This is a genomic window from Marmoricola sp. OAE513 (assembly GCF_040546585.1).
Classification (GTDB): domain Bacteria; phylum Actinomycetota; class Actinomycetes; order Propionibacteriales; family Nocardioidaceae; genus Marmoricola.
Genome location: NZ_JBEPOC010000001.1, coordinates 3,877,583 through 3,890,914, shown reverse-complemented (window position 1 = coordinate 3,890,914; position 13,332 = coordinate 3,877,583). Strand labels below are relative to the sequence as shown.

At 70.0% G+C, this 13,332-nt stretch carries 14 protein-coding genes; 5 read left to right on the top strand and 9 right to left on the bottom strand.

Annotation, left to right across the window (positions count from 1 at the left end; genetic code table 11):
* Positions 1-130: 130 nt before the first annotated feature.
* The gene (locus ABIE44_RS19585) at positions 131-295 is read right to left on the bottom strand and encodes a hypothetical protein (RefSeq protein WP_209713845.1); all 165 of its coding nucleotides are present in this window, start codon (positions 293-295) and stop codon (positions 131-133) included.
* Between the two features lie 31 nt (positions 296-326).
* On the opposite strand from ABIE44_RS19585, the gene ABIE44_RS19580 reads away from it, so the two are divergent.
* The gene (locus tag ABIE44_RS19580) at positions 327-1,652 is read left to right on the top strand and encodes a wax ester/triacylglycerol synthase domain-containing protein (protein WP_209713847.1); all 1,326 of its coding nucleotides are present in this window, start codon (positions 327-329) and stop codon (positions 1,650-1,652) included.
* Here ABIE44_RS19580 and ABIE44_RS19575 read toward each other — a convergent pair.
* The gene (locus tag ABIE44_RS19575; protein WP_354438349.1) at positions 1,649-2,737 is read right to left on the bottom strand and encodes an NAD(P)H-dependent amine dehydrogenase family protein; all 1,089 of its coding nucleotides are present in this window, start codon (positions 2,735-2,737) and stop codon (positions 1,649-1,651) included. The two genes, ABIE44_RS19580 and ABIE44_RS19575, sit on opposite strands and share 4 nt — an antisense overlap.
* 52 nt (positions 2,738-2,789) lie before the next feature.
* On the opposite strand from ABIE44_RS19575, the gene ABIE44_RS19570 reads away from it, so the two are divergent.
* On the top strand, positions 2,790-3,527 hold the full coding sequence (locus ABIE44_RS19570) for a glucose 1-dehydrogenase (RefSeq protein WP_209713848.1): 738 nt from the start codon (positions 2,790-2,792) through the stop codon (positions 3,525-3,527).
* Here ABIE44_RS19570 and ABIE44_RS19565 read toward each other — a convergent pair whose 3' ends face one another.
* Positions 3,528-4,244 (bottom strand): DUF8692 domain-containing protein, encoded by a 717-nt coding sequence (locus ABIE44_RS19565; protein ID WP_209713850.1) that lies wholly within the window; start codon positions 4,242-4,244, stop codon positions 3,528-3,530.
* A gap of 84 nt (positions 4,245-4,328) precedes the next feature.
* Here ABIE44_RS19565 and secG point away from each other — a divergent pair, with 84 nt between their 5' ends.
* The 3 genes from secG to ABIE44_RS19550 are packed head-to-tail and all read left to right on the top strand — an operon-like array spanning position 4,329 to position 5,225.
* Positions 4,329-4,562: a preprotein translocase subunit SecG gene (gene secG, locus ABIE44_RS19560; RefSeq protein WP_209713852.1), complete on the top strand. Its 234-nt coding sequence runs from the start codon at positions 4,329-4,331 to the stop codon at positions 4,560-4,562.
* Between the two features lie 40 nt (positions 4,563-4,602).
* On the top strand, positions 4,603-4,962 hold the full coding sequence (locus ABIE44_RS19555; RefSeq protein WP_209713854.1) for an RNA polymerase-binding protein RbpA: 360 nt from the start codon (positions 4,603-4,605) through the stop codon (positions 4,960-4,962).
* A gap of 35 nt (positions 4,963-4,997) precedes the next feature.
* The gene (locus tag ABIE44_RS19550; RefSeq protein ID WP_209713856.1) at positions 4,998-5,225 is read left to right on the top strand and encodes a hypothetical protein; all 228 of its coding nucleotides are present in this window, start codon (positions 4,998-5,000) and stop codon (positions 5,223-5,225) included.
* On the opposite strand, the gene pgl is transcribed toward ABIE44_RS19550, so the two are convergent.
* From pgl to tkt, 6 genes are read right to left on the bottom strand one after another with little or no spacing between them, the layout of a single operon-like run.
* On the bottom strand, positions 5,222-5,929 hold the full coding sequence (pgl, locus tag ABIE44_RS19545) for a 6-phosphogluconolactonase (protein ID WP_209713858.1): 708 nt from the start codon (positions 5,927-5,929) through the stop codon (positions 5,222-5,224). The two genes, ABIE44_RS19550 and pgl, sit on opposite strands and share 4 nt — an antisense overlap.
* A 31-nt stretch (positions 5,930-5,960) precedes the next feature.
* A complete protein-coding gene (locus ABIE44_RS19540; protein WP_209713860.1) occupies positions 5,961-6,872 on the bottom strand; it encodes a glucose-6-phosphate dehydrogenase assembly protein OpcA in 912 nt (303 codons plus the stop codon).
* Entirely contained in the window at positions 6,869-8,389 is a 1,521-nt protein-coding gene (gene zwf, locus ABIE44_RS19535; protein ID WP_209713862.1) for a glucose-6-phosphate dehydrogenase, read from the bottom strand. Before zwf ends, ABIE44_RS19540 begins: the two co-directional genes overlap by 4 nt.
* Positions 8,386-10,029 carry a glucose-6-phosphate isomerase gene (pgi, locus tag ABIE44_RS19530; RefSeq protein WP_209713864.1) on the bottom strand — a complete coding sequence of 548 codons (1,644 nt, stop codon included), beginning with the start codon at positions 10,027-10,029 and terminating at the stop codon, positions 8,386-8,388. Before pgi ends, zwf begins: the two co-directional genes overlap by 4 nt.
* The gene (tal, locus tag ABIE44_RS19525) at positions 10,026-11,129 is read right to left on the bottom strand and encodes a transaldolase (protein WP_209713867.1); all 1,104 of its coding nucleotides are present in this window, start codon (positions 11,127-11,129) and stop codon (positions 10,026-10,028) included. The genes pgi and tal overlap by 4 nt, the downstream gene beginning before the upstream one ends.
* A 24-nt stretch (positions 11,130-11,153) precedes the next feature.
* Positions 11,154-13,289 (bottom strand): transketolase, encoded by a 2,136-nt coding sequence (tkt, locus tag ABIE44_RS19520; RefSeq protein WP_209713869.1) that lies wholly within the window; start codon positions 13,287-13,289, stop codon positions 11,154-11,156.
* Between the last annotated feature and the right edge of the window lie 43 nt (positions 13,290-13,332).

The following is a 13,332-nucleotide window of genomic DNA, read 5'->3' as shown; positions in this document are numbered from 1 at the left end:
ACGCCCGGCACGCGGTCGGCGCCGACTCGGTCGGTCTGATGACGATGGCACGCCTGCTGCCGTCCAAGGCCGTGCACCAGGTCATCCGGGTGGCGATGGGCCAGCCGCGGCACGGCTCAGTCAAGCCGGACTAGTAGAGGTAGGGCACCAGCCGGCGGTGCGTCCGGGCGTACTCGGCGTACGCCTCGCCGAGCTCGGCGGAGAGCGCCTGCTCCTCGACCCGAACCCGGTAGGCCAGCCCGACGAAGGTCAGCACGCGGAGCGCGATCCAGAGGATCCCGACGAAGGTGGTCACGGGCGCAACGTCCTGCCACTACGGTGTGCGCATGGAGTTCGAGGCGATGACGGGCTCGGACTGGATGCTTCTCGAGTTCGAGTACCCCGACACCCCGATGCACACCCTCAAGATGGTCGTGGTCGACGGCGCCGGCCGGGGGAGGCCCGTCACCCTGGACGAGGTCGCGGCGGTGGTCCCGCGCTACCTCGACCTGTCGCCCCGGTTCACCAGCCGCGCCGAGAAGCGTGCCGGGCGGTGGCTCTGGATCCGCCAGCCGCTCCGGATCTCCGACCACCTCGACGAACGCACCCTGGGGAGCCCGGACGCCTTCGACGACCTGTGCAGCGCGCTCTCCCAGGAGCAGCTCGACCGGTCGCGACCGCTGTGGGCCATCACCCTGGTGCACGGGCTCGCCGAGGGACGCCAGGCGATCGTGGTGCGGGTCCACCACGCGCTGATGGACGGTTCCTCGGCGCAACGCATCTTCACCCGGGTCACGAACACCGAGCCCGGCGTACCCGCTCCGCTGCCGGAGCCGAGCACCCTGCTGGGGCCCGAGTACCGGGCGCCGCTGCCGCGACGTCTGTACGACGTCGCGGGCGCCCTGGCCGACGTGCTGCGGCAGTCGCGCAGGTACGGCCCGGACAAGGAGCTCATCCCGCACGGGATGGTCCGGCGCTCCCAGCTCAACCAGCGTTCCGCGGGCGGCCGGCTGTGCGCCGTCTCCGAGCTGCCGCTGGCGGACTTCCGCGAGCTGGCGTCCCTGACCGGGACCAACGTCAACGGCGCCGTCCACGGCGTCATCACCCGCGCCCTGCGCGCTCGGATGCTCGCCGACGGCGTGCAGCCGACCGAGCCGCTGGTCGGCAGCTTCGGGGTGATCGAGGACCGCAGCCTCGAGCGCTACGCCGGCAACAACCTGGCGACCGCCCGTTACTGGCTGCACGTCGAGGAACCGGACCCGGTGCGGGCCGTGCAGCGGGTGGGTGCGAGCTGCGCGGAGACGGTGCTGTTCCGCCGCGCCCGTGGCTTCCGGCTCCAGACGCTCGGGTCCGAGTTCGGCCGGTTCATCCCGCCTCTGCGCAACCGGTTCGTGCACCTGTGGCCGCTCACCCCGATCCACCTGCTGACCGCGTACGTGAGCGGACCCCAGGAGCAGCGCTGGCTCGGGGACGTCGAGGTGGTCTCCTGGATCTCGATCGCGGTGTCGATCGAGCTGACCAACGTCAACGTGGTCGCCTACACCTACGCCGGCAAGGTGGCGTTCGGGTTGATCACCACCCCGGAGTCGATGCCCGATCCGGCCGGCTTCCTGCGCCTGCTGGGCACCTGCCTCGAGGAGCTCCTCGAGGTCGCGCGCGTGCGCGCCTCCTAGACCTTGGCCGGCGCGACGAACGTGCCGCGACCGGTGGGGAGCGGCAGCTCGAGCGTGGTCCGGATGCCGGGGGCCGCGGCGACGACGTCGGGGATCGCGTTCACGATCCGGCCGCAGGCCGCCACGATCGCGGCGTGGTTGTGGTCACCGTGCTCGCTGCTCGGCACCACGTCGACGACGTAGCTGGGCTCCCCGGTGATCTCGATCCGGTAGGCACCGCCTCCTGAGGACGGTCGCGCCCAGTCGGGACGGAGGTCGTCGCGGGTGCGCGTCACGTGCTCGACCACGATGGCGGGATGGCCGTCGACCATGCCACTGATCGAGAAGTGCAGGGCGGCGATGGTGCCCTCCTTGATCGTGCCCGCCGCGATCTCGTAGGTCTCCGGGGCGGGCTCGGCCTCCCAGAACTCCACGATCTCGTCGACCTCGATCCCGAGCGCGGTGCCCATCATCCGGATCGCGGTGCCCCAGGCGAGGCCGAGGACGCCCGGGAGGAAGAGCATCGGAGTGGAGTCGACCGGGGCACCGAAGCCCATCAGGTCGAACATCACCTCGGCGCCGTCGTACGTCGCGTAGTCCGCGAGCTCGTAGCACGTGATCTGCTCGATCCGCTGGCAGGTGCTGGCCAGGGCGAGCGGGATCAGGTCGCTCGCGAAGCCGGGATCCACTCCCGTGATGTAGACGCTGGCGCCCCCGGCCTGCGCGGCCGCCTCGACCTTGTCGATGACCTTGTCGGCCATGGTGCCCCAGGGGAACTGGAGCGTGCCCGGTGCCGACCCGACGACATCGATGCCGGCCTCGAGGAGCTTGATGACGTCCTTGGTGGCCTCGACCGGGCGGGTGTCGCCCATCGCGCAGTAGACGACGGCGTCCGGCTTCGTGGCGATGAGTGCGTCGAGGTCACCGACCGCGTGGACGCCGGTCACGGCCTCCACGCCGGCGAGCTCACCGGCGTCCTTGCCCACCTTGTCGGGGCTGGACGTGCTCACGGCGACCAGCTCGAAGCGGTCGTCGGCGATCAGCTGGCGAAGGGTCAGCATGCCGGCGTTGCCGGTGGCGACCTGGGCGACACGGATCCTGCTCACGGGAGCCTCTTCTCCTAGAACGTGTTCTAGAAAACAATGTATCGTCTCCGGCATGGGACGTGTAGACGACAAGGTCGTTCTGATCAGCGGTGGTGCGCGCAACATCGGCGGGGCGAGCGCCCGGAAGCTGGTGGCCGAGGGCGCGAAGGTGGTCATCGGTGACCTGCTCGACGAGGAGGGCGCGGCCCTCGCGGCTGAGCTCGGGGACGCCGCGCGGTACGTCCACCTCGACGTCACCTCCGAGGAGGACTGGAAGGCCGCGGTCGAGCTCACCGTCTCGGAATTCGGCAAGCTCAACGTCCTCTTCAACAACGCCGGCATCTTCAACGGCGGCCAGCTCCAGCGCTACAAGGCCGCGCAGTGGCAGCAGATGCTGGACGTGAACCTCACCGGCGCCTTCTTCGGGGCCAAGGCCTCCGCTGACGCGATCATCGCGGCCGGTGGCGGCTCGATCATCAACACCTCCTCGATCGAGGGCCTGCGCGGAACGCCGTGGGCGCACGGGTACGTCGCCTCGAAGTGGGGCCTGACCGGCCTCACCAAGTCGCTGGCGATGGAGCTCGCTCCGCACAACGTCCGGGTGAACTCGATCCACCCCGGCCGGATCAGCACCCCGGCCACCGACCAGATGCCCGAGGGACTGATCCCGATCCCGCTGGGTCGCGCCGGTCAGCCCGACGAGGTCGCGACCTTCGTGGTCTTCCTCGCCAGTGACGAGTCGTCGTTCTCGACCGGCTCGGAGTACGTGGTGGACGGCGGCACCGTCATGCACATCCCCACCAACATCTGATCAGGCTCGCTGCTCGACCGTCGCCTGAATCGTGGTGGCGGTCGCGCGCAGACGGATGGTGGCGTCCGCGCGCTCGATGATGCCGAGCAGCACCGTGAGCACGATCAGGCTGCCGGCCAGCTCCAGCACCTCCTCGAAGAGCGTGATCGCGTGGTACCCCGGCGAGTCGCGGCCCGGGGTGATCACCTTCCCGGAGATCACTTCGACCACGAGCGCGCCACCGAAGTAGACGCCGCCGCCGAGCAGCAGCCCCAGGCGGGCCACCGGCTCCAGCGCGAACAGCAGCGGGAGCAGGTAGAGCCCCGCGACGACAAGCACGAGTGCTGCCGGGATCACCCAGGCGAAGAAGAGGCTGTCGCCCATCTCCACGTCCAGCAGCTTGCGCATCCCGCTGGTCGCCATGTCGTGGATCTGCGAGGCCTCGTCGACCGTCATCACGAGCAGCAGGGCGCTGACGACGAACCAGCGGCGGGCGTGCGGGTCGTTCCGGGACCGGGCCAGCACGGTGTTCCCGGCGGCAGCGATGGTGCAGCAGAGCAGGATGAACGCCTCGAACCAGCTGGCGAAGTTGCCCTCCTGGTTCAGGTCCACCTGGCGCCAGAGGCCGTGGATCCGCTGCCACTCCCACCACTCGTGGCCCAGGATGCCGAGCCCGTCGAGCACGACGGTCACCACGGAGGCCAGGACCAGGAGGGGGAGGATGCGGATGTTCAGCACCCGAGAACTATAGAGAACCTCGGATTCGCCCGAACTTGGGTGCCGATCCCGAGAAAGTCGCAGGCGTCGGTTAAGATTCCCGGCGTGATCACCCTCTTCGAGGTTCTCCTCGTCATCTCCAGCCTGCTCATGATCGTCCTCGTGCTGCTGCACAAAGGTCGTGGCGGTGGCCTGTCCGACATGTTCGGCGGGGGTGTGTCCAGCGGTCTCGGAGGTTCGTCGGTTGCCGAGCGCAACCTGGACCGGATCACGGTCGGCATCGGCCTGGTCTGGTTCGCCTGTGTCATCGGCCTGGGGCTCCTGCTCAAGGCCCAGTAGTACCAACTGACCTTTCGAGTGCGGGCGTAGAGGAGAACAGGTGGCAGGCGGAGGTAGCGCCATTCGGGGGAGCCGCGTCGGAGCGGGCCCCATGGGCGAGGCAGAGCGCGGCGACGCCGCGCCGCGGCAGAACGTGACGTACTTCTGCTCCCAGGAGCACCGGACGATGATCGCGTTCGCGGTGGAGGCCCAGGTCCCGGAGTCGTGGGACTGCCCCAAGTGCGGCCTGCCCTCGAGCATCGACTCGGAGAACCCGCCGCCGCCCAAGAAGGTCGAGCCCTACAAGACCCATCTGGCCTACGTGAAGGAGCGTCGCTCCGACACCGAGGCGAAGGAGATCCTGGAAGAGGCCCTCACGACGTTGCGCACCAAGCGCAAGAGCGGCGAGATCGTCTTCTGAGGAACCAGGCAGCCGCCCACGCCGTGGTTCCGGCCATGGTCAGCTCGCTGATCGGGTTCTGGGTGGCTGTGCGAGCGTTCGCCTCCGGTGAAGACGCCCGGGTGCAGAACGTGGCTCTGCTGACGACTGCTGCGGTCGTGGTGCTGCTGGTGGTGGGGCTGTGGTCGCGCTCCGCCCGTGCGCCGGCCCTCGGCGTGGCCGCCGGGCTCGCGATCGGGCTCGCATCCGCCGCGCTGCTCGCGGTGGGATTCGGCGCTCTCTAGCGCCCCGCCGCCGCCTCGTCCACGAACCACGTCACCGACGGTCCGCTGATCCCGCGCGCCGGGGTCTCCTCGACCGTGCCCTCGAACGCCCAGGCCCGCTGCACCGCCTCGGCCTTCTCCGACCCCGTCACCAGGAACCACACCGCGCGCGCCCGGTTGAGCGCGCCGAAGCTCAGGCTGACCCGGTCGGGCGGCGGCTTGGGGGAGTCGTGAACGGCGACAGCGATCTCGTCCACGCGCAGCTCGGGAAAGCCCGGGAACAGCGAGGCCACGTGGCCGTCCGGTCCCATCCCGAGCATGACCAGGTCGAACTCGCCCGAGCCCGCGCTGCGCAGCAGTGCTGAGTACGCCGACGCCGCCTCCTCGGCCGTGTCCACGTCGTCGCTGCTGGGCACCTCGTGCACGTGCGGGGCGGCGATCGGGTCCAGCAGGTCCTCGCGTGCCTGGCACGCGTTGCGGTCCGTGCTCGACGCCGCGACGAAGCGCTCGTCGCCGAACCAGAAGGTCACCCGGTCCCAGTCCGGGCCGTCGTCGGCGAGCTCCGCGATCCTGCGGTGCACCAGGCGGGCGACGGTGCCGCCGGTCAGGGCCACGTCGACGGCCTCATCGCGGTCCTGCGCCGCCCGGATCCTGTCCAGGAAGCGTTCCGCCACCTCGGCCGCGACGGCGTCCGGGTCGGGCAGCACGACGACGTCCCGGGTCATGCTGGGTTCATTTCTGGGCTCATTTCTGGGCTCATTTCTGGGCTGCCAGCTTCAGCATCCGCTTCGCGGTCGCCTGGTAGACGACGTCCTCGTCCAGCCGTCGCAGCTCCTCGGCCAGCAGGTCCGGCAGCTCGCGGCGGCGCAGCGCGACCGGTCGGTCGGGGCGGTTCGGCGAGGAGAACACGGCCAGCTTGCCGTCGCTGCGAGCGATCCGGATCGGACCCTCCTTGGTCTCCAGCACCACCTCGGTGATGCCAGGACCCTTCGAGGTCACCCGGTCGACGGGCACGCGCAGCCGGTCGCTGAGCCAGGCCGCGAGCAGGTCGGCGCTCGGGCTGATCCGCTCGCCGGTCACCGACGCCCGGCGTACCTTGAGCGGTTGCTGGTCCAGCGCCGCCGCCAGCAGGGCGCGCCACGGGGTCACGCGCGTCCAGGCCAGGTCGGTGTTGCCCTTCGTGTACGACGCGCACTGGGTCGCCATCGCCCGGGTCTTGTTGCGGGAGGCCGCTGCCGCGTCGGTGATCCGGCGCTGCGCCAGGCTGCCGAGGGGATCGGCCGCCGGGTCCTCGGGCGGGTCGGTCGGCCACCAGACGGCCACCGGGGAGTCCGGGAGGAGGAGCGGCAGCACGACCGATTCGGGATGCTTGACCACCGCGCCGGAGAGCCGGATCATCGCGGTCTCGCCGGTCCAGTCGTCCCCGATGCCGACCTGGGCGTTGACCACACCCTTGCCGCGGGCGTCGCCGAGGATCACGGCCAGCACCCGGGCCGGGTGCTCCCGGGAGGCTCGGCGAGCCGCCTTGAGCGCCTCGGTGGCGACGTCCTCGTCCACCACGATGACCAGGGTCATCACCATGCCCATCGCCGGGCTGCCGGCCTTGGTGCGCGCCTTGACGAAGGCGGCGGCGATTGCCGCGGAGTTGGTGTCCAGGAGCTCTTTCACGGCCTCCTCCAGGTCCTTCCGTCACGCGCGAGCATCTTGTCCGCCGAGGCGGGTCCCCAGCCGCCGGAGGCGTAGGACTCCGGCTTCCCGCGGGTGGCCCAGTACGCCAGGATCGGGTCGAGGATCTTCCAGGAGAGCTCGACCTCCTCGTGCCGCGGGAACAGCGGCGGGTCGCCGAGCAGGACGTCGAGGATCAGCCGCTCGTACGCCTCCGGCGACGCCTCGGTGAACGACCCCCCGTAGGCGAAGTCCATGTTCACGTCACGGATCTCCATCGCGGTCGCGGGCACCTTGGAGCCGAACCGGATCGTCATGCCCTCGTCGGGCTGCACCCGGATCACGATGGCGTTCTGGCCCAGCGCCTCGGTCGCCGTCTCGGTGAACGGCAGGTGCGGGGCGCGCTTGAAGACGATCGCGACCTCGGTGACCCGACGACCGAGGCGCTTCCCGGTACGCAGGTAGAACGGCACCCCGGCCCAGCGGCGGGTGTCCACGTGCAGGGTGACGGCGGCATACGTCTCGGTGGTTGACCGAGCGCCGATGCCGTCCTCCTCGCAGAAGCCGATGACCTCCTCGCCGCCCGCCCAGCCTGCGGCGTACTGGCCCCGGGCCGTGGCGAGGTCCAGGCGCGGCGGTAGCGTGACCGAGCTGAGCACCTTCTGCTTCTCGATCCGCAGGCTCTCGGCGTCGAACGACGTCGGCTCCTCCATGGCGACCAGCGCCATCAGCTGGAGCAGGTGGTTCTGGATCACGTCGCGGGCAGCGCCGACGCCGTCGTAGTAGCCGGCCCGGCCACCGATGCCGACGTCCTCGGCCATCGTGATCTGGACGTGGTCGACGTAGTTGGAGTTCCAGATCGGTTCGAACAGGTTGTTCGCGAACCGCATCGCCAGGATGTTCTGGACGGTCTCCTTGCCGAGGTAGTGGTCGATCCGGAAGATCGAGCCCGGGTCGAAGACCTGCCCGAGGATGTCGTTGAGCTCGCGAGCGCTCTCCAGGTCGTGCCCGAACGGCTTCTCGACGACCACCCGGCGCCAGGAACCCTCCTTCGGGTCGGCCAGGCCGTGCTCCTTGAGCTGGGCGGCGACGTTGCCGAAGAACGACGGGGGGATCGCCAGGTAGAAGGCGTGGTTGCCCTGGGTGCCGCGGGTCTCGTCGAGCTCCTCGATCGTCCGGCGGAGGTTGGCGAAGGCGGTGTCGTCGTCGAAGTCGCCGGGCACGAACCGGAAGCCCTCGGCGAGCTGGTTCCAGACCTCCTCGCGGAACTCGGTGCGGGCGTGCTCACGGACCGAGTCGTGCACGATCTGGGCGAAGTCCTGGTCGGCCCAGTCCCGCCGGGCGAACCCGACCAGGCTGAACCCCGGCGGGAGCAGCCCGCGGTTGGCCAGGTCGTAGATCGCCGGCATCACCTTCTTGCGCGACAGGTCGCCGGTGACCCCGAAGAGGACCATGCCGCACGGGCCAGCGATCCGGGGGAGCCGCCGGTCCGCCGGGTCGCGCAGCGGGTTCTCGGTCATCTCCGGTTCTCCCGGTAGTAGGCGATCAGAGCCCTGGTGCTGGGGTCCTGCGCCTCGGCGGGCGCCTCCTTGCCGGCGAGCGCCGGCTCGAGCTCCAGGGCGAGCTTCTTGCCGAGCTCGACACCCCACTGGTCGAAGCTGTCGATGCCCCAGACAACGCCCTGGGTGAAGGTCAGGTGCTCGTACAGCGCGATCAGCTGACCGAGCACCGACGGCGTCAGGTCCGGCGCCATGATCGAGGTCGTCGGCCGGTTGCCGGTGAAGTTCCGGTACGGCTCCTCAGCACTCTTGCCGAACGCCAGGGCGTGGGTCTGGGCGAAGAAGTTCGCCAGGAACAGCTCGTGGACGTCGACGCTCTCGCCGTCGTGCTCGTCGACGAGCGGGTACGCCGGGTTGGCGAAGGCGATGAAGTCGGCCGGGATCAACCGGGTGCCCTGGTGGATCAGCTGGTAGAACGCGTGCTGGCCGTTCGTGCCGGGCTCGCCCCAGAACACCTCGCCGGTGTCGGTGCCGACCTTGCTGCCGTCCCACCGCACGCCCTTGCCGTTGGACTCCATCGTCAGCTGCTGCAGGTACGCCGGGAACCGGTGCAGCTGCTGCGCGTACGGGAGCACCGCGTGCGTGGCCGCGCCGAGGAAGTTGGTGTACCAGACGTTGAGCAGCCCCATCAGCAGGGGAGCGTTCTGCTCGGGAGGCGCGGTCCGGAAGTGCTCGTCCATCGCGTGCATCCCACCGAGGAATTCAGCGAAGCGCTCCGGGCCGATCGCGACGACCAGCGACGTGCCGATCGCCGAGTCGATCGAGTAGCGCCCACCGACCCAGTCCCAGAACCCGAAGGCGTTCTCCGGATCGATCCCGAAGTCGGCGACCTTGTCGAGCGCCGTGCTGACCGCGACGAAGTGCTTCCTGACGGCGTCCTCGGCGTCACCGGCCGGCAGCCGATCGAGCAGCCAGGCCCGGCACAGCCGCGCGTTGGTGAGCGTCTCCAGGGTCCCGAAGGTCTTGCTGGCGACGATGAACAGGGTCGTCTCCGGGTCGAGCCCGGCGAGCGTTGTGGCAGCGTCGGTCGGGTCGATGTTGCTGATGAACCGGCACTCCAGGCCCTCGTGCACGTAGGGCTTGAGGGCCTCGTACGCCATCACCGGTCCGAGGTCCGAGCCGCCGATGCCGATGTTGACGACGGTCTCGATGCGCCGGCCGGTCACGCCGGTCCACGCGCCGGAGCGGATCTTGTCGGCGAACGCGTAGACGCGCTGCAGCGTCTCGTGCACCTCGGTCACGACGTCGTGGCCGTCGACCTCCAGCGAGGCGTCCGCGGGCAGCCTCAGGGCGGTGTGCAGCACGGCCCGGTCCTCGGTGGCGTTGACGTGCTCCCCGCGGAACATCGCGTCCCGGCGCCCGGCGACGTCGACCTCCTCGGCGAGCGCGAGCAAGGCGGCCAGCACCTCGTCGGTGACCAGGCCCTTGGACAGGTCGACGTGCAGGTCGGCTGCCTCGACGGTGAGCCGCACCGCCCGCTCGGGGTCGGCGGCGAACCAGCTGCGCAGGTCGGGGACGAACGCCGCCCGCAGCTCGGCCAGGCGGGACCAGGACGTGGTCGTGGTCGGATCGACGGGGGCGCCCGAGCGGGAGGCCGTCATGCCTTCGCCTGCTCCAAGCTCTTGCCGACCGTCTCGAGCAGCTCGTCCCAGGCGGTCACGAACTTCTCCACGCCCTCGCGGATCAGCAGCGCGATCACGTCGTCGTAGTCGATGCCCGCGGCCGCGAGATCCTCCAGCGTCTGCCGGGCCTCGGCGTAGAAGGGACGCACCCGGTCCCCGGCCACGACGCCGTGGTCGGCCACCGCCTGCAACGTCTTCTCGGGCATCGTGTTCACGGTGTCCTCGACCACCAGGTCGACGACGTACATCGTGTCGTCGTACTCCGGGTTCTTGACGCCGGTGCTCGCCCAGAGCGGGCGCTGCTTGTGCGCGCCCTGTGCAGCGAGCGCCTCCCAGCGCTCACCGGAGAAGAACTTCTCGAACGCCTCGAACGCCAGTCGGGCGTTGGCGATGCCGGCTCGACCCTTGAGGACCGGTTCGGCCCCGGCTGCGTCCAGCCGGGCGTCGATCTCGGTGTCGACCCGGGAGACGAAGAACGACGCCACCGAGTGGATGGTGCTGAGGTCGTGACCGTTGGCCGCAGCCTGCTCGAGACCGGCGACGTAGGCCTCCATCACCTCGGCGTACTGGTCGAGGCCGAAGATGAGGGTCACGTTGACCGAGATGCCCGCCGCGAGCGTGCGGGTGATGGCGGGGTTGCCCTCCGGCGTACCGGGGATCTTGATGAGCACGTTCGGGCGGTCCACGGCGGCCCAGAGCTTCGCCGCCTCCGCGACGGTCTGCTCGGTGTCGTGGGCGAACCCGGGGGAGACCTCGATCGAGACGCGGCCGTCGACCCCGTCGCTGGCCTCGAACACGTCACGCAGGACGTCGGCTGCGTTGCGCACGTCGGTGGTGGTCAGCTCGAACACCGTGCGCTCGACGTCGGCGCCGTCGGCAGCGAGCTCGCGCACCTGCGCGTCGTACCGCTCACCCTTGGCCAGCGCGGACGCGAAGATGGACGGGTTCGTCGTCACGCCGACGACGGAGGAGGTCTTGACGAGGTCGGCGAGGTTGCCGGTCTCCAGGCGTTCCCGCGACAGGTCGTCGAGCCAGATCGACACACCTGCCTCTGCCAGCTGCTTCAGACGGTCGGACATGGTGTGCCTTTCTGGGAAGTGGTACTAGCTCCGGGCTGCCTTCGAGACGGTCCTGAGGGACTCCTCGGCAGCAAGGGTGACGGCCTCGGCGGTGATGCCGAACTCGCGGTACAAGGTCGAGTAGTCCGCGGAACCACCGAAGTGGTCGAGCGAGACGATCCGGCCCGCATCTCCTACAACGTCGCGCCAGCCCTGGGCGATTCCCGCCTCCACGCTGACCCGGGCCTTGACGTCGGGCAGCAGCACCGAGTCGCGGTAGGCGGCGTCCTGGGCGTCGAACCACTCGCGGCACGGCATCGAGACGACCCGGGCACCGATGCCCTTCTCGGCGAGCTGGTCACGGGCGGTCACGGCGAGCTGGACCTCCGATCCGGTGCCGATGAGGATCACGTCGGGTGTGCCCTCGGTGTCGATCAGGGTGTAGCCACCCTTGGCCACGCCCTCGGTGGTTGCGTACCCGTCTTCGCCGCGCGGAACCGTCGGAACGTTCTGCCGGGTGAGTGCCAGGGCGACCGGGCGGTCGGTGATCTCCAGGGTGGCCTTCCACGCTGCGACGGTCTCGTTGCCGTCAGCGGGTCGGACGACGTCGAGACCCGGGATCGCGCGCAGCGACGCGACGTGCTCGACCGGCTGGTGGGTCGGACCGTCCTCGCCGAGACCGATCGAGTCGTGGGTCCAGACGTAGATCGTCGGCAGCTTCATGAGCGCGGCGAGCCGGACGGCCGGACGCATGTAGTCGGAGAAGACCAGGAAGGTCCCGCCGAAGACGCGGGTGCCCCCGTGCAAGGTGATGCCGTTCATCACCGAGCCCATCGCGTGCTCGCGGATGCCGAAGTGCAGGACGCGGCCGTACGGGTTCCCGCTCCAGTACGACGTCTGCCACTCCTCGGGCGTGAAGCTCGGCTCGCCCTTGATGGTGGTGTTGTTCGAGCCGGCGAGGTCGGCCGAGCCGCCCCAGAGCTCGGGCAGGTGCGCGGCTACCGCGTTGATGACCTCGCCCGAAGCGACCCGGGTGGCGACGCCCTTCGCGTCCGGTGCGTACGACGGCAGGTCGGCGTCCCAGCCGGCCGGCAGGCTGCGCGACCGGAGCCGGTGCAGCAGGTCGTTGCGCTCCGGGTTGGCCTCCGCCCAGGCGGCGTACTGCTCGTCCCAGGCAGCGCCCGCGGCCGCGCCGCGCTCGACCAGCTTGCGGGTGTGCGCGATGACCTCGTCCTCGACCTGGAACTGCTGGTCGGGGTCGAAGCCGAGGACCTTCTTGGTGGCTGCGATCTCCTCGTCGCCCAGCGCGCTGCCGTGCGACGCCTCGGTGTTCTGGGCCTGGGGGGAGGGCCAGGCGATGATCGTGCGCAGGACGATCAGGCTGGGCTTGTCCGCGACGTCCTCGGCCTGGTCCAGCGCGTCCCAGAGCGCGGGGATGTCCTCGTAGTAACCGTCACCGTCGGCGTGGTCGCCGTTCTTGGTCCAGTCGACGTGCTGGACGTGCCAGCCGTAGGCCTCGTAGCGCTTCCCGACGTCCTCGGTGAAGGCGATGTGGGTGTCACCCTCGATGGAGATCCGGTTGGCGTCGTAGATCAGCGTCAGGTTGCCCAGCTGTTGGTGACCGGCGATCGAGGAGGCCTCGGCGCTGACGCCCTCCTCCAGGTCGCCGTCGGAGCAGATCGCGTAGACGTGGTGGTCGAACGGGCCGTCTCCGGTGGTCGGGGTGCCGCCGTCCGGGTCGAACATGCCCTTCTCGCGGCGAGCGGCCATCGCCATGCCCACCGCGTTCGCGACGCCCTGGCCCAGCGGACCGGTGGTCGTCTCGACGCCGGCGGTGTGCCCGTGCTCGGGGTGGCCGGGGGTCCGGCTGCCCCAGGTGCGCAGCGCCTTGAGGTCGTCGAGCTCGAGCCCGAAGCCGCCGAGGTAGAGCTGCGTGTAGAGCGTGATCGAGGAGTGGCCGCAGGAGAGCACGAACCGGTCGCGGTTGGACCAGTCCGGGTGCGCCGGGTCGTGCCGCATCCGCTTCTGGAAGAGAAGGTAGGCCACCGGAGCGAGGCTCATGGCGGTGCCCGGGTGCCCGTTCCCGACCTTCTGGACAGCGTCCATGGCGAGGCAGCGGGCGGTGTCCACGGCCCGCTTGTCGAGATCGGACCATTCCAGCGGGGTACGTGCGCGGCTCATGCGTCGAGCCTACCGATAGACTGAACCGCCGGGACCAGCCGGT

What these genes read in the sequence shown, in the direction of transcription:
- ABIE44_RS19580 (WP_209713847.1), top strand. Translation starts at nt 327, where the DNA reads ATGGAGTTCGAGGCGATGACGGGCTCGGACTGGATGCTTCTCGAGTTC.
- ABIE44_RS19570 (WP_209713848.1), top strand. Translation starts at nt 2,790, where the DNA reads ATGGGACGTGTAGACGACAAGGTCGTTCTGATCAGCGGTGGTGCGCGC.
- zwf (WP_209713862.1), bottom strand. Translation starts at nt 8,389, where the DNA reads ATGACCGAGAACCCGCTGCGCGACCCGGCGGACCGGCGGCTCCCCCGG.
- pgi (WP_209713864.1), bottom strand. Translation starts at nt 10,029, where the DNA reads ATGACGGCCTCCCGCTCGGGCGCCCCCGTCGATCCGACCACGACCACG.
- pgl (WP_209713858.1), bottom strand. Translation starts at nt 5,929, where the DNA reads ATGACCCGGGACGTCGTCGTGCTGCCCGACCCGGACGCCGTCGCGGCC.
- tal (WP_209713867.1), bottom strand. Translation starts at nt 11,129, where the DNA reads ATGTCCGACCGTCTGAAGCAGCTGGCAGAGGCAGGTGTGTCGATCTGG.
- tkt (WP_209713869.1), bottom strand. Translation starts at nt 13,289, where the DNA reads ATGAGCCGCGCACGTACCCCGCTGGAATGGTCCGATCTCGACAAGCGG.
- ABIE44_RS19550 (WP_209713856.1), top strand. Translation starts at nt 4,998, where the DNA reads ATGGTCAGCTCGCTGATCGGGTTCTGGGTGGCTGTGCGAGCGTTCGCC.